Annotated in this window: 14 protein-coding genes; 6 read left to right on the top strand and 8 right to left on the bottom strand. The window is 59.1% G+C overall.

From position 1 onward, the window contains the following. Positions 1 to 11 precede the first annotated feature (11 nt). The 4 genes from QE432_RS17355 to QE432_RS17340 form a co-directional block, all read right to left on the bottom strand. The gene (locus QE432_RS17355; protein WP_003512007.1) at positions 12 to 509 is read right to left on the bottom strand and encodes a GNAT family N-acetyltransferase; all 498 of its coding nucleotides are present in this window, start codon (positions 507 to 509) and stop codon (positions 12 to 14) included. A 107-nt stretch (positions 510 to 616) separates the two neighbouring features. After that, the gene (gene trhA / locus QE432_RS17350; protein WP_003512005.1) at positions 617 to 1,285 is read right to left on the bottom strand and encodes a PAQR family membrane homeostasis protein TrhA; all 669 of its coding nucleotides are present in this window, start codon (positions 1,283 to 1,285) and stop codon (positions 617 to 619) included. A 188-nt stretch (positions 1,286 to 1,473) separates the two neighbouring features. Next, a complete protein-coding gene (locus tag QE432_RS17345) occupies positions 1,474 to 1,794 on the bottom strand; it encodes a TraR/DksA family transcriptional regulator (RefSeq protein ID WP_003512004.1) in 321 nt (106 codons plus the stop codon). A 61-nt stretch (positions 1,795 to 1,855) separates the two neighbouring features. Next, positions 1,856 to 2,266, bottom strand: a complete 411-nt coding sequence (locus tag QE432_RS17340) for a universal stress protein (RefSeq protein ID WP_174049264.1) — start codon at positions 2,264 to 2,266, stop codon at positions 1,856 to 1,858. Between the two features lie 272 nt (positions 2,267 to 2,538). Here QE432_RS17340 and QE432_RS17335 point away from each other — a divergent pair, with 272 nt between their 5' ends. Further along, on the top strand, positions 2,539 to 3,399 hold the full coding sequence (locus tag QE432_RS17335; protein ID WP_306625080.1) for a VOC family protein: 861 nt from the start codon (positions 2,539 to 2,541) through the stop codon (positions 3,397 to 3,399). 83 nt (positions 3,400 to 3,482) lie between these two features. Then, positions 3,483 to 4,667: an AI-2E family transporter gene (locus QE432_RS17330; protein ID WP_013635695.1), complete on the top strand. Its 1,185-nt coding sequence runs from the start codon at positions 3,483 to 3,485 to the stop codon at positions 4,665 to 4,667. Between the two features lie 7 nt (positions 4,668 to 4,674). On the opposite strand, the gene QE432_RS17325 is transcribed toward QE432_RS17330, so the two are convergent. The 4 genes from QE432_RS17325 to QE432_RS17310 all read right to left on the bottom strand — a co-directional run bounded on the left by QE432_RS17325 (position 4,675) and on the right by QE432_RS17310 (position 8,061). Next, positions 4,675 to 5,751, bottom strand: coding sequence for a bifunctional transcriptional activator/DNA repair enzyme AdaA (locus tag QE432_RS17325; RefSeq protein ID WP_306625078.1), 1,077 nt, complete (start codon positions 5,749 to 5,751; stop codon positions 4,675 to 4,677). Between the two features lie 116 nt (positions 5,752 to 5,867). Further along, the gene (locus QE432_RS17320; RefSeq protein ID WP_019564112.1) at positions 5,868 to 6,593 is read right to left on the bottom strand and encodes a polysaccharide deacetylase family protein; all 726 of its coding nucleotides are present in this window, start codon (positions 6,591 to 6,593) and stop codon (positions 5,868 to 5,870) included. Positions 6,594 to 6,645: 52 nt separating this feature from the next. Beyond that, positions 6,646 to 7,554 carry a dihydrodipicolinate synthase family protein gene (locus QE432_RS17315; protein WP_111803563.1) on the bottom strand — a complete coding sequence of 303 codons (909 nt, stop codon included), beginning with the start codon at positions 7,552 to 7,554 and terminating at the stop codon, positions 6,646 to 6,648. 105 nt (positions 7,555 to 7,659) lie between these two features. Continuing rightward, positions 7,660 to 8,061: a DUF930 domain-containing protein gene (locus QE432_RS17310; protein ID WP_003511997.1), complete on the bottom strand. Its 402-nt coding sequence runs from the start codon at positions 8,059 to 8,061 to the stop codon at positions 7,660 to 7,662. Positions 8,062 to 8,284: 223 nt separating this feature from the next. On the opposite strand from QE432_RS17310, the gene QE432_RS17305 reads away from it, so the two are divergent. From QE432_RS17305 to QE432_RS17290, 4 genes are all read left to right on the top strand, one after another. Further along, positions 8,285 to 10,384, top strand: a complete 2,100-nt coding sequence (locus QE432_RS17305; RefSeq protein ID WP_145166364.1) for a S9 family peptidase — start codon at positions 8,285 to 8,287, stop codon at positions 10,382 to 10,384. 495 nt (positions 10,385 to 10,879) lie between these two features. Next, positions 10,880 to 11,890 (top strand): ABC transporter substrate-binding protein, encoded by a 1,011-nt coding sequence (locus QE432_RS17300; RefSeq protein ID WP_019564115.1) that lies wholly within the window; start codon positions 10,880 to 10,882, stop codon positions 11,888 to 11,890. A gap of 240 nt (positions 11,891 to 12,130) precedes the next feature. After that, positions 12,131 to 13,039: an ABC transporter permease gene (locus QE432_RS17295; protein ID WP_003511991.1), complete on the top strand. Its 909-nt coding sequence runs from the start codon at positions 12,131 to 12,133 to the stop codon at positions 13,037 to 13,039. After that, a complete protein-coding gene (locus tag QE432_RS17290; RefSeq protein WP_111783234.1) occupies positions 13,032 to 14,138 on the top strand; it encodes a quaternary amine ABC transporter ATP-binding protein in 1,107 nt (368 codons plus the stop codon). The genes QE432_RS17295 and QE432_RS17290 overlap by 8 nt, the downstream gene beginning before the upstream one ends. The last annotated feature ends 6 nt before the right edge of the window (positions 14,139 to 14,144 follow it).

Below are 14,144 nucleotides of genomic sequence, written 5' to 3'. Positions count from 1 at the left end.
CGGCCCGCGTACTAGTTCAGTTTAAGCTCCATGCAAGTCAGGTCCAGCCAGCGGCCAAACTTGGTGCCCACTTCCGAAAACCGGCCGGCAACGGTGAAACCGAGGCTTTCGTGCAGGCGGATGGAGGCGGCGTTTTCCGATTCGATCGCGGCGATCAGCACATGCACATCGTTGCCGGAGGCGTGGTCGATAAGCGCCTGCATCAGCCGCTTGCCGATGCCGTGGCCGCGCGCGTCCTTGTGGACATAAACCGAATGTTCGCGGGTGTGGCGATAGCCGTCGAAGGCGCGCCAGTCGCCATAGGAAGCATAGCCGGCAACCTTGCCGTCAAGAATCGCGACTATCACAGGAAAGCCGCGTGACTTGCGGGCGGAAAACCATTCCTTGCGGTTTTCCAGATCGACCAGCACTTCGTTCCAGATCGCCGTCGTGTTCAGGACCGCGTCGTTGTAAATCTCCATGATGCCGGAAAGATCGTCCACGGTGGCATCGCGCAGTTCCAAACTCATTATCGTTCGCCCTCATTCTTGTCTGCATCGCGCGCCCAACGTTCCGGGGCACGACCTTCAGGCGAGCATTAGGCGATGACGCGGATGGCTGTCCAGTGCTCTCTAGCTCAGGAAGACATGGGAACGAGGCTGAAGGAAGTGACCACGGCAAAATAGTGGACAACGGCGGCGGCAACGACGAAACCGTGCCAGATGGCGTTCTGGAATCGCAGCTTTTCCCAGACGTGGAAGACCACGCCGAGCGAATAGATGACACCGCCAGCGACAATTAGCCAGAGCGTGACGGGGGCCAGATGCGTTGAGAGCGGCTGCACCACCATGATGCCGCTCCAGCCCATGGCGAGATAAAGGCCTATGGCGACCCGGTCGTAACGGCCGGGAAACAGGCATTTGAGCAAGATGCCGCAGATGGCGGCAAGCCAGATCAGCCCCAGCATGGTGGCAATCAGCGGCTCGTGGATACCGCGCATCAGGAACGGCGTGTAGGTGGCGGCGATCAGGATGAAGATCGCCGAGTGATCCAGCCGGCGCAGGAACCATTTTACGTTGGAATGCGGCCAGATATTATAGGTGAAGGACACGGAAAGGCAGGCGACAAGGCCGAGTCCGTAAATCCAGGCGGCCGCGATGGCGCTGAGGCTGCCCCAGACGGTCGCGTAAAAAATCAGCGCCGTGGCGCCCACCAGCGCAAAAACGATACCCACGCCGTGGACGATACCATCGGCGACAATCTCGTGAAAATCATACTGGCGACCAAACCGCCACACGTTACTCATAGTCCATTCCCGTTTGCCTGCTTGTGGCCAAGCATGACGGCAATATTAGACAGGAACAAGACAGCAGCCGGTTAACGGCGATCAAATTGCGTTCCGGGCTGTTGCGAAAGGAGAGGTTGATCGGTGGCCTCGCCGTTTCCCTCATTCCTGCGCTTGTCACAGGAATGAGGAGGGAAAAAGGAGCGCCCTCACAAGGCCGCAGCGCATTCCTGGCAGAACGGCGTATAGGGCACGGCTTTCAGGCGGTCTTCCGAAATTTTCTTGCCGCATTTGACGCAGGTGCCGTAGGTACCGTTCGCGATGCGGTCGAGTGCGGCGTCGATGGCGCGCAACTCGTCCTGGCCCACCTGCCCAATTTCATCCAGCACCTCGTCATTGCTGCGTTCAGCGGCGCGATCGTCGTCATCGGGGTTGCGCGGTTCTTCGAAATCCGCCTCGATTTTGTGCAGGCGGCTGTAAAGCTCGCGCTGGCGGTCGCGCAGGATTTTCTCGTAACTTTCGACATTCATGGTCTTCTCCTCCAGCCGGTGCGGGCGAAAATCGCCCGCAACCCCAAGATTTCAACTCACTTTACCTGTCAATCAGCACCGAGCACTTGGCATGGCGCACCACGCGGTCGGCGGTGGCGCCGATGAAATAATTGGTAAAGTCAGGCATATGCGATGCGATGATGATGAGATCGGCCTTGTGCTCTTCGGCAGCGGCTATGATTTCACGCGCCGGCGCGCCGCTTCTGATTTCGTGCTTGCCCTTGAAGCCGGCCTTCACCTGAATATCCGCAAGTTTCGTCTTGGCATCCTTGATGGCATTTTCGATGAGATCTACCGGCAGGTCGATCGCCATATAGCCGGGCAGTTCCTCAACCACATTGATGAGGACGATCTCGCCATCGGCATCCAGCAGCGCCTTGGCCTTGGCGAGAATCTTCTCTCCCTTGTCGATGGCGCTGAGGTCTACCGGTACGATGATTTTCTTGTACATGGCTATCTCCTTTGGCGTAATCTGCCGTTCACGTGTCGGGCTCATATTTCCCTGCCGATGCGCCCTTCGCCTTGATTGAAGTCAAAGCTGCGTCGGAGCAGCAACAGGGGCATTGTCAACGAATAGTGGACGGTCAATCGCCAGATGGCGATCTTTGCTGAACGACAAAACCCGCCCATATTCACCACAAATGAACGCCGCAAAGCGGCGTCGGCTGATGCAGACGCGCAAATCCGCGTCGTCAGCACGCCGGATTCAATATGGAGATTATGATGAGTGAAATCAAACAATTCGCCCTGACGCGGCCGGCTTATGTCGGTCAGGCTCATCTTGTCGTTCACGATCTGCCGCGCATTTCGGAATTCTACCAGAAAATCATCGGCCTCTCCGTCATCGAGAAAAGCCCGAGCGGCGAGGTTCTTGGTGTCAACGGCCAGCCGCTGCTGACACTTTCCACCTCCGGCACGGTTGAACGCGCGCCGCGCAATGCAGCAGGCCTGTTCCACACCGCCTTCCTGATGCCACGCCGCGAGGATCTGGCCCATTGGCTGGCCCATGCCGCGCACAACAATATCCAGCTTCAGGGCGCATCCGACCATCTGGTGAGTGAAGCGATCTATCTGGCCGACCCCGAAGGCAACGGCATCGAGGTCTATCGCGACCGGTCGCCGTCGGAATGGACCTACCAGCAGGACGGCACGGTGGAGATGGCCACGCTCCGCCTCGACCTACAGGCGCTGTATGACAGTGCGCCGAAAACGGCGTTCGAGGGCGCCGCCGATGGAACGGCCATCGGCCACATGCATCTGCAGGTCGGCAATATTCCGCAGGCGGATGAGTTTTATCAGGATGTACTGGGGTTGAAGATCATGGCGCGTTATCCGGGTGCCAGCTTCTTCGGCTCGGGCGCTTATCATCACCATGTGGCCGCCAATATCTGGAACAGCCGCGGCGCCACGGCCCGCAAGGACAACATGACCGGCCTTTCGGGCTACTCGCTGAAGTTCAACGACAGTGTGGCGCTCGATACTGCAATGGCCGCTCTCGACCGGCTGGAAATAGCTACGGAACGGCAGAGCGACGGTATTGTTCTCAAAGATCCGTGGGGCATAGGCCTGAAGCTTTCCGCGTAAAGACCACGGGGCGGCAGAAATTTTTGCCGCTCCGGAACCGCCTCATTTTTCGAACGTTTGATGTCTTATTGGGGGACAGTTCGATGAATGAGAATGCCAGGCCGGAAAATACCGGCATATTGGGCAATATCGGGCGGCGCGCCGCAAACGCTCCGTCGACGAGGGCCGACCCTTTCGAGGGTCTGGCGTCCGGGTCGCACCGTGACGACGCGCGCAGCCAGCAACCGCTTGGCCGAGAAGCGCTCGATGTGGCCGTTGCATGGTCGGTGATCGGCATTTTTCTTGTCGTCATGATGGCGGTCATTCATGAATTGTCTCTGATCCTCATACCGGTGGTGCTGGCGATTGTCGTGGGCATGATCCTCGGCATCGCGGCGGAGAAGCTTAGTTCCTATGGCATTCCCGGTGCCGGTGTGGCGGTCATTCTCTCCGGCCTTGTCGCGGCCGTGATGTTTTTCGTGATCAATTCGCTGATCGACCCGTTGTCGCAGCTCGCCTCCGAAGGACCAGCGCTGATCGAACGCAGTATGGACCGCTTCCTGCCCTATCTTCAAAGCATTCGATGGCTGAACATTTCGGCAGCGACCTTCAGCATGGGGTCGATTTCAATGGAGTCGCTGATTTCGCGCAGCGGCGAGATAATTTCCCTGCTCGGTTCCAACGTCACCCCCGCAGTCGTTCAGGGCATGATCTTCCTCGCCGCGCTTTTGATGTTCCTCTACAGCCGCCTGAGGCTGCGCAAGGCGATCATCATGGCCTTTCCGGCCCGGCACCAGCGGCTGAGGGCCATTCGCATCATCGCTTCGGTGGAAGAAGTGCTCGGCACCTATTTTGCCACGGCAGCGCTGATCTATGCGGCGCTGGGCGTGACGATGGTGGCAATCGCCTATTTCGGCGGGCTGGCCATGCCGCTTCTGTGGGGGCTTTTCGCCTTTCTCTCCAGCTTCGTGCCGTTTCTCGGCATCACCGCCATGACGGTGTCGCTGGCGGTGGCAGGCATCATCACGCATGACAACATGGTGCTGGCGTTGCTGCCATCCGCGATCTTCTTCACCATTCACCTGTTGATGGAAAACCTGGCCTTTCCGGCAGTGGTGGGCCGCAACATGGAGATCAACCCCTTCCTCGTCTTCGTGATGATCATCTTCTGGACGTGGATGTGGGGTGCTGCGGGCGCCATGCTGGCACTTCCGCTGTCGCTGATCGCCATGACAGTAACGCGCGAGCTGTTTCCCTCACGCCGCATCGTTCCAAACCTGCCGGCCTGATGGCCGGTCAGGAGGCGAGAGGGATGCGGAGCTTATCGGCCATGCGCCGCTCGTGCTCGATCAGCCATTTCTTGCGCCACAGCCCACCGCCATACCCGGTCAGGCTGCCATCTGCGCCCAGCACCCGGTGGCAGGGAACGATGATGGCAATCTGGTTAGCGCCATTGGCGCGGGCGACGGCACGCACGGCGGATGGCCGTTGCATCGACGTCGCAAGCGAAGAATAGCTGACGATCTCTCCCGCCGGTATCTCCCGCAATGCGTGCCAGACATCGCGCTCGAAGGGTGTGCCGTGTCCGGCAAGCCGGGTTTCGAAGTCAGCCGAGTGCCCGGCGAAATAGGCCGCGAGTTCTGCTGCGATCTGGCCGGTGACCGGCGTCCTGCCCAGCACCATATCCGCGCCGGTGCGGGCCTTCAGCCGCTTCAATTCGGCCGGAAGCGCTGGACGGTCGGCAAATTCGAGAAGATGCAGGGCGTGATCATCGGCAACCACCAGCATCGGGCCGATCGGCGTGTCGATCCAGTCGCCCTTCAGGAACCCCTTGCCCTTCATGGCGGCGGGAGAGGTGCCGAAGAACTGGTTGATGGCCGAGCGGAAACCGCTGCCGGATTCATATCCGGCATCGATCTGCGCGCCGATCACGGCTTCTCCTGATGCGAGGCTTGTCGCCGCATCTCCCAGCCGCCGCAGCCTTGCGATTTCCAGAAAACTCATGCCGAAACGGCGTTTGAAGGTGCGGCGCACGGTGGAAGGGTCATGGCCCATCGCCACCACATCCTCCTCACGCCAGCGCCGCGCCGGTTCGTTTTCCAGTGCCGTCAGAAGTACGGTGACGGTTTCATCCGCCGTGCCATAGGAAAGCATCGGCTTGCAGCGCTTGCAGGGGCGGAAGCCAGCTTCCAGACATTCGGCGATGGTTTCGCGAAAGCGGCAGTTTTCGATCTTCGGCTTTCGCGCCGTACAGGTAAAGCGACAGAAAATCTTCGTCGAGGTCACGCACACATAGGCCACGCCCTCATAGGCGGGGTCCTTGTTAACAAGGGCGGAATATAGGGTTTCGGTGTCGGGGCGTTTGAACAGCATGGGAGGATGCTAGCGCAAATTTGCGCGGTATGCCGCCGAAAAACGGGCGTGGATGTGGGATGCTCATTTCCCTCGTTCCCGTGCTTGTTACAGGAATGAGGAGAGAGCCACCGCGCTCAATTACCCGGCGGCGTAAACGACGGGTCATCCAGCCTTGTGAACACCACGCCGCGCGCCTTCAGCGCCAGAAGGCCCCTCACCACGCCCTCACCCGCTTCGTGGGTGGGCTGGTTGATGTGGGAGATGATGACGTCGCCGTCCCTGGCCGAAGCGATGTGCTTTGCCGTGGCGGCCGCGCCCAGAAGCGAGCCGCCATCGCCATTGACGGAATAACCCGCCACCCGCATGCCGAGCCTGTTGATGGTAGCCATGGACGAGGTGGTATATTTCGCCGTCGCACCGCGAAACCATTGCGGTTGAAGACCGGTCATGGCGACAATTGCCTGCCTGCCGCCCTCGACCTCCTGCTCGACTGCCGCTTCCGAACCGGCAGCGGCAATGCCGTAGATGGCAACGGGCTTGTCCACCGCTGGTACATGGTTTTCGCCGTGGTTTTCAATCTCGAACAAATCCGGATGCGCCATCATTACGGCAAGCGCTTCGCTATTGTGCTTCAGCCAGCGGGCAGTGACGAAGATCGTCGCCGGTATCTTTTCCTGCACCAGCGTATCGAGAATGCGATGGTCGGTCTTGCCCATGCAGGCGTCCAGAGTCATCGCCACCCGCACCCTGCCGTCATGCCTCGGCGTCATTTTCAGCGTCGGCTCGACGAGACCCGTCCCCGCGAAGGCGGCAGTGGAGAGCGACAGGAAGAGAGCGGCAAAGGGCAGGCTACGCAGCATTTTTCAGTTTCCGAAGGGTAAGATGTGGCAATCCGCCTGCAAAACGCCCGAATTATGGCGCGGCTTCCAGCGTGGACAGAGCGTTCAGCACCTCTTCCACCCGCTGGCGCTCCGCGCTGGTGAGCGACAGGATTGGCCGGGGCGGCTCGCATGCCGTTACCGACAAAGCATTGGCGGCGGCGTAGACCACGCGGATACTGCCGAATTCCTTGAAGAGCGCCCAGAGCGGCTGGAAGGCCAGATCGAGCCTGCGCGTCTCCTCCGCATCCCCGGCCTGAGCGGCGCGCATCAACCGCAATGCCGGAACCGGCAGCAGGCCCGCAACGACGCTGTACCAGGCATCGCCACCGGCAAGCGTTGCTTCCGCACACCCCCAGTCGCCGCTGTAACCGATGGCGAAATCATCCGTCAGTTTCGGCCGCAGCCGCGCAAGCTCTCCCGCATAGTCGGAATCGGCCGGCAGCGGCATCTTTATGGCGCGGATATTCGGAATATAGGCGAGCCTGACCAGAAGCTCATCGCTGAAGGAGAATCGCGTCGTCGTCGGGTTGTTGTAGATGGCGAGCGGCAAATCGGTTGCGCCGGCGACGGCGGCGAAATGGTGATAGGCCTCTTCCTGAGTCAGCGGCGTATAGGAAACGGGTGCCAGAAGCAGCGCATCGGCACCGGCGGCTTCGGCATCTTTCGCCAGCGCCACGGCCTCATCGGTACGCAATGCGCCGACGCCTGCCATCAGCGTGCGCCTGCCCTTGAGGACGGCATGGGCTGCCTCGACCGCGCGCCGCCTCTCGGCACGCGATAGATACATATAGGTTCCGGTGCTGCCGAGAATGCCGATGGAATCGACCTCCGCCGCATCCAGCCGCTCGACGAGGGCGGAAAAGGCTTGGCTATCCACCTGCCCGGCCTCGTCAGCGGGCGTGATCGGAAAAGCCGAAAGTCCCTTGAATTGCTTCGCCATGTTCTCGCCCCTCACTTCGATCGAAGGACAGCGTTACAGACCCATTGGCAGGGCGGCAAGAAAAGCGGGGTTTAAACCGGCGACCGCGGACGAAGAATTCTCCGATCAGTCATAAAGATACAACTTCTTCCACTGCTCTTCGGGAATCTTGTCGCCGACACGGTAATCGAAGGACTGGATGGAGAGGCTGTCGCTTTTCAGCTGGCACTTGTATTTGAGCTTGTACCATTCACCGGCGCTTCTGAAGACTGCACCCGACGCCTTTATCGAATTCTTGCCAACCTCGGGATCACCGAAGGTATAGGCAATGACCTTATCCGGCTTCATGCCCTTCTGCTCCGTCGCGATCCGCTCCATCGCCTCTATGTCGCATCGCTGCTCCAGGCGCTCCTCGGGGGCGAGCACGTTCAGCTGCCGCATGACGTTGGCGTCTATTGCGAAAGCGGGTGTAGATGCCTGCAAGGCAAGGAAAAACGCAGAAAGAGCAGCGGGAAGAAACTTTCGCATGGGATCCTGTCAGTTTTCGTTTGTTCTTATCGATGCACGGCAGGCCGGTGGCAGGCGCGTATCATCGCTGATTTGCCGGATATTGCCAAAATGTGATCGAAAACTGACGAAATTGTGCCCAAGCCTCATTTCACCTGTGGAGATTTGAAACTTGATCGGTGGTGAGGGGCACTCTACATCTTGGGTGCCGCCCACGCATTTTTCATACGAAAGCGAGTTTCCCTTGCCGATTTTCAAGAACCTGCCCGCCGCCCCGACCGCCGAAAAACGGCCCGTCCAGGATACGCATCACGGCATCACCCGCACCGATGACTACGCATGGTTCCGGGCCGATAACTGGCAGGCCATGTTCAAGGACCCTACCCTGCTCGACCCAGCCATCCGCGCCCATCTGGAGGCCGAGAACGCCTATATGGAAGCCGCAATGGGCGACACCAAGGCGCTTCAGGCAAAGCTGTTCGAGGAGATGAAAGGCCGTATCAAGCAGGATGATTCCTCTGTTCCGGTCAATGACGGGCCCTATGCCTATGGCACGCTGTTCGTGACCGGCGGCGAGCAGCCGCATTATTTCCGCACCCCGCGTGATGGCGGCGAAAAGCACGTGCTGCTTGATGGCGACAGGGAAGCTGAAGGCAAGGATTATTTCCGTCTTGCCGGCCTCGACCAGTCTTCCGATCACAGTCACGGCATCTGGGGTTATGACGACAAGGGTTCGGAATATTTCACGCTGCGCATCCGTAATCTCGAAACCGGTGAAGACCTTGCCGATGTCGTGGAAAATACCGGCGGCGGCGGGGCATGGGCGCCTGACGGCAAGAGCTTCTTCTATACGCTACAGGACGAAAACCACCGCCCCTCGAAGGTCTTCCACCACATCATCGGCGAGCCGCAGTCGGCCGACAGGCTGGTCTATGAGGAAAAGGACCCGGGCTTCTTCATGGGCGTTGGCGCGTCCGTGCTCGACGACTTCATCTTCATCGACATTCACGACCATGAGACCAGCGAATACCGCATTCTTTCCACCAAGGACCTGATGGCCGAGCCTGTCGTGGTTGCGGAGCGCGAGGAAGGTATCGAATATTCGATGTGCGAAGGCGGCGATGTCTTCTACATCCTCACCAATGACGGCGATGCCAAGGATTTCCGCATCATGGAAGCGCCCGTGACCGCGCCGGGCAAGGAAAACTGGAAGGAGGTCGTGCCGCATGAGCCGGGTCGCCTCATTCTCTCCGTCGATGCCTATGCCCGCCATCTGATCTGGCTGGAGCGCCGCGACGGCCTGCCGCGCATCGTTATCCGCGATCGCCGCACGGGCGAGGAACATTCCATCGCCTTTGCCGAGGAAGCCTATTCGCTTGGCCTGCATGGCGCTGCAGAATACGACACCGATGTCATCCGCTTCTCCTACTCCTCGATGACGACGCCGAGCCAGTTGTTCGACTACAATATGGTGACGCGCGACCGCACGCTGCTGAAAACGCAGGAAGTGCCTTCCGGCCATAATCCCGACGATTACATTACCCGCCGCATCATGGCGCCTGCCCATGACGGCGAGTTGGTGCCGGTCTCGCTGCTTTACCGCAAGGATGTAGCGCTCGACGGTTCGGCCCCCTGCCTGCTTTATGGCTACGGCGCCTATGGCATCACCATTCCCGCTTCCTTCTCCACCACAACGCTGTCTTTGGCAGACCGTGGCTTCATCTATGCCATCGCCCACATTCGCGGCGGCAAGGACAAGGGTTTCGAGTGGTATGAAACCGGCAAGATGAAAGACAAAGAGAACACGTTTAAGGATTTCATCGCGGCTGCCGATCATCTGGTCAAGGAAGGCTTTACCTCCTACGATCGCATTATCGCGGAAGGCGGTTCGGCAGGGGGAATGCTGATGGGCGCCGTCGCCAACATGGCCCCGGAAAAATTTGCCGGCATCATCGCTGCGGTTCCCTTCGTGGACGTGCTGACGACCATGCTTGATGACACGCTGCCGCTAACCCCGCCGGAATGGCCGGAATGGGGTAATCCGCTGGAATCGGAAGAGGAATATCAGTGGATCGCCGCCTACAGCCCCTATGACAATGTCGGGGAAAAGCCCTATCCGCCGCTGCTTGCGCTTTCCGGCCTCACCGACCCGCGCGTGACCTATTGGGAACCGACCAAATGGGTGGCGAAACTGCGCGAAAAGACGACGGGGGAAGCCCCGATCCTGCTCAAGACCAACATGGCGGCTGGCCATGGAGGCAAGTCGGGCCGTTTCCAGCGGCTGGAAGAAATTGCCTTCGAATATGCCTTCGCACTGAAGGTCGCGGGCAAGGACACCGTCTGACACGCTGAATGCAGAAACGGGCGGCGATCCAATCGTCGCCCGATCTTATTTTGGACGAAAATACCTGCAAAAATCTCGTTACTGAATATTTTTTCCACAAATTATCATACGCATCTTTTATTTAAATAACATCTTTATCGACATTGAATTTTTATTTCCAGTTGCTGCAACTCATAATATATCTTCCGCAAACGCAAATAATTCCCATGTATTACGCCACCGGAAAAAATGTTCCGGAAATCGAACGCATGGCTGCGTTGCGCCATTTCGCATTGCAATATCACTTTTCGGCCGTATTATCCGGGCCGTTGACATATTCATGCGCCTTTTCGCCGCCTTTCTCGCGGCAATCCTGCAGCACGTCTTGCGGATAATCTTATCGCCGGATTTTTTCGGCTTTTTCATGCGCCATGTCAGTTCGCCCTTGGCAATCCGGGCTTTGCAGTGCTCCCGCTTTGCCAATTGAAAACACTGCATCAGACTTGGAGGTCTCCCATGAAGAAACTCCTGGCCTCGACCATTCTCGTAACGGGCTTTACCATCGCTGCCGGTGCAGCAAATTCCGCCAACGCCGCAGAAACATGCGGCAGTGTCACCATCGCCGAAATGAACTGGGCGTCCGCCGGTGTTGCGGCTTACGTCGACAAGTTCATCATGGAAAACGGCTATGATTGCACGGTCAACGTCATCAGCGGCGACACCACTCCCACATTCACCTCCATGAATGAAAAGGGCCAGCCGGATATGGCGCCCGAAATGTGGGTGAATACCCTTGGCGCCCCCTATGAGGACGCCGTCAAGAAGGGCAACCTGATCCAGGAAAGCAAAATCCTGAGTGAAGGTGGCGTTGAAGGCTGGTGGATTCCCAAATATCTCGCCGACGAACACCCTGATATCAAGACAGTTGAGGACGCACTCAAGCATCCCGAGCTTTTCCCGGCGCCGGAAGACGCCAGCAAGGGTGCCGTGTTTGGCTGCCCGCCGGGCTGGGGCTGCCAGCCAACGACCGCCAACCTGTTCAAGGCACGCAAGGCCGATGAGAAGGGCTTCGCCCTGATCGATACCGGCTCCGCCGCGGGCCTCGATGGCTCGATCTCCAATGCCTATGAGAAAAAGCAGGGCTGGCTCGGCTATTACTGGTCCCCGACGGCCATTCTTGGCAAGTACGACATGGTGAAACTGGACGATGGCGTGGCACTCGACCGCGAGGCCTACGACAATTGCATCGCCAAGCCTGATTGCGCCGATCCCAAGCCAAACGCCTATCCGGTGGCAGAGGTATTCACTGTTGTCACCAAGGACTTCGCCGAGAAGGCCGGTCCTTCCATCGACTATATCCGCAAGCGGCAGTGGGACAACGAGACCGTCGCCAAGGTTCTGGCCTGGATGGATGAAAACCAGGGCACCAACGAAGACGGCGCGGAATATTTCCTCGAGAACAACGAGGATATCTGGACGAAGTGGGTTTCGCCCGAGGTGGCGGAGAAGATCAAGGCTTCGATGTGATTGGTTGATGAGAGTGGGAAGCTTCGGTTGTCATCCGTGGCTTTACCCCCCTCTGCCCTGCCGGGCATCTAGATCGGCTAGGCTCACCCTTCTCACAAATCCGCAACCTGTTTGACGGGCGAGACTTTGCCTCGGATCGATCTCCCCCCTTGTGGGGGAGATGTCCGGCAGGACGGAGGGGTGCCCCGCGCTCCAGCCTCGACCACCCATCCCCCAAAACCCAAAGGGAAAACAACAATAATGGCCCTCTGTAACTATCTGCCGGATATGCTGTGCAAGTTTCCGGCCATCGATAACGGCACGATGCGTGTGGCACGCAAGACCATCGATGACGGTTTTCGCGATATCGTGCGCAATTACGGCGATGCGATCGATGTGATCGTGCATCCGCTGCAGCTCTTTCTCAACTCCTCGGAGCGGCTGTTCATCCAGACCCCGTGGATCGTCACCATGCTGGTCATTCTGGCGATCGTGCATCTGGCCGGGCGCAGCTTCAAGATCACCGGTGGCACGGCCATCTCCCTGCTCATGATCGGCGCAGTCGGCCTCTGGCGCGACGCCATGACGACGCTTTCCATCGTCGCCATCGCCACGCTGATCGCCATCGTCATCGGCCTGCCGCTCGGCATTTTGATGGGACGCTCCGAACGGTTGCAGCGTATCATAAATCCCGTGCTCGACGTGATGCAGACCCTGCCAAGCTTCGTTTATCTCATCCCCGTGGTGGTGATTTTCGGCATCGGCAAGGTACCGGGCCTGATCGCAGTGGTGATCTACGCAATTCCGCCCGTCATCCGCCTGACCAGCCTCGGCATCCGCCTGGTAGACCGGGAGGTGCTGGAAGCCGCCGATGCCTTCGGCTCCTCCAACGGCCAGAAGCTGTTCAATGTGCAGCTGCCGCTGGCGTTGCCCACCATCATGACCGGCATCAACCAGACCATCATGATGGCGCTCGCCATGGTTGTCGTCGCCTCCATGGTCGGTGTCGGCGGGCTCGGCAAGAATGTCTTGCAGGCCATCAACAACCAGTTTTTCACGGTGGGCTTCCTGAACGGTTTCGCTCTGGTCGCCATCGCCATCATGTTCGACCGGGCAAGCCAGGCTTTCGGCAAGCGCCTGCAGAAATACCGCGAGGTCTCCCATGGCTAAAAGCATCGAAATCAGGAATCTTTACAAGATCTTCGGCAAGCATCCCGAGAAATATCTCGAAGCGGTGCGATCAGGCATGGACAAGGTCGAGCTGAACGACAAACACAACCATGTGCTCGGTCTCAACAACATCAACATCACCATGCCGGGCGGCAAGATTACCGTGGTCATGGGGCTTTCCGGTTCCGGCAAGTCGACGCTGATCCGCCACATCAACCGGCTGATCGACCCGACCGCAGGTGAGGTCCTCTACGACGGCGAGGACATTTGCGGCATGAGCACTTCGGCGCTGCGGAAATTCCGCCGTCACAAAACGGCGATGGTGTTCCAGAAATTCGGCCTCCTGCCGCATCGCACCGTGCTGGAAAACAGCGTCTACGGCCTCGATATTCAGGGCATGCCACGCAAGGACAGCGAAGAGAAAGGCCGTTACTGGCTGGATCGTGTCGGTCTTGCCGGCTATGAGGATTATTATCCGAACCAGCTTTCCGGCGGCATGCAGCAGCGTGTTGGCCTTGCCCGCGCGCTTGCCAACGATGCCGATATTCTCCTGATGGATGAGGCCTATTCGGCTCTCGATCCGCTGATCCGTGTCGATATGCAGACGATGCTGCTCGACCTTCAGCAGGAGCTGAAAAAGACCGTGGTGTTCATCACTCACGATCTGGATGAGGCTTTGCGGCTCGGCGACCACATTGCCATTCTGAAAGACGGCCAAGTGGTGCAGCAGGGCGACGGCCAGAGCATCATCCTTTCCCCTGCGGATGGTTACGTCACCGACTTCGTGCGCGACGTCAACCGCAGCCGCGTGCTTCAGGCGACCACCGTGATGGAGCCGCTGACGGCGAAACCCGAGGGCATGTCGGTGCCGGAAAACGCGACTCTGGAAACCATCGCCCGCGATATGTCGGAGGCGAACGAAACCAGCGCCCATGTGGTGGATGAAGACGGCAAGCCAGTCGGCGCCATCGGCCTCGACACGCTGGTGGCGGCGATGGTCACGCCGGCACCTCAGGAGACGGAGGCCGGGGTGGCAGTCGTGGAGGAAGCGGAAAAAATCCCGGAACCGGCGGCGCCTGTGGAAAAGGAAACTGCGTAATCCGGC

Origin of the sequence: Agrobacterium sp. SORGH_AS_0745 (genome assembly GCF_030818995.1) — a bacterium.
Taxonomy (GTDB): domain Bacteria; phylum Pseudomonadota; class Alphaproteobacteria; order Rhizobiales; family Rhizobiaceae; genus Agrobacterium; species Agrobacterium tumefaciens.
The sequence above is the reverse complement of the archived record's forward strand: the minus strand, read 5'-3'. Positions and strand labels throughout refer to the sequence as shown.

Bases quoted from the DNA above. Each gene is read 5' to 3' on its own strand.
- QE432_RS17355 (WP_003512007.1), bottom strand. From the start codon at position 509: ATGAGTTTGGAACTGCGCGATGCCACCGTGGACGATCTTTCCGGCATC.
- trhA (WP_003512005.1), bottom strand. From the start codon at position 1,285: ATGAGTAACGTGTGGCGGTTTGGTCGCCAGTATGATTTTCACGAGATT.
- QE432_RS17345 (WP_003512004.1), bottom strand. From the start codon at position 1,794: ATGAATGTCGAAAGTTACGAGAAAATCCTGCGCGACCGCCAGCGCGAG.
- QE432_RS17340 (WP_174049264.1), bottom strand. From the start codon at position 2,266: ATGTACAAGAAAATCATCGTACCGGTAGACCTCAGCGCCATCGACAAG.
- QE432_RS17335 (WP_306625080.1), top strand. From the start codon at position 2,539: ATGAGTGAAATCAAACAATTCGCCCTGACGCGGCCGGCTTATGTCGGT.
- QE432_RS17330 (WP_013635695.1), top strand. From the start codon at position 3,483: ATGAATGAGAATGCCAGGCCGGAAAATACCGGCATATTGGGCAATATC.
- QE432_RS17325 (WP_306625078.1), bottom strand. From the start codon at position 5,751: ATGCTGTTCAAACGCCCCGACACCGAAACCCTATATTCCGCCCTTGTT.
- QE432_RS17320 (WP_019564112.1), bottom strand. From the start codon at position 6,593: ATGCTGCGTAGCCTGCCCTTTGCCGCTCTCTTCCTGTCGCTCTCCACT.
- QE432_RS17315 (WP_111803563.1), bottom strand. From the start codon at position 7,554: ATGGCGAAGCAATTCAAGGGACTTTCGGCTTTTCCGATCACGCCCGCT.
- QE432_RS17310 (WP_003511997.1), bottom strand. From the start codon at position 8,061: ATGCGAAAGTTTCTTCCCGCTGCTCTTTCTGCGTTTTTCCTTGCCTTG.
- QE432_RS17300 (WP_019564115.1), top strand. From the start codon at position 10,880: ATGAAGAAACTCCTGGCCTCGACCATTCTCGTAACGGGCTTTACCATC.
- QE432_RS17295 (WP_003511991.1), top strand. From the start codon at position 12,131: ATGGCCCTCTGTAACTATCTGCCGGATATGCTGTGCAAGTTTCCGGCC.
- QE432_RS17290 (WP_111783234.1), top strand. From the start codon at position 13,032: ATGGCTAAAAGCATCGAAATCAGGAATCTTTACAAGATCTTCGGCAAG.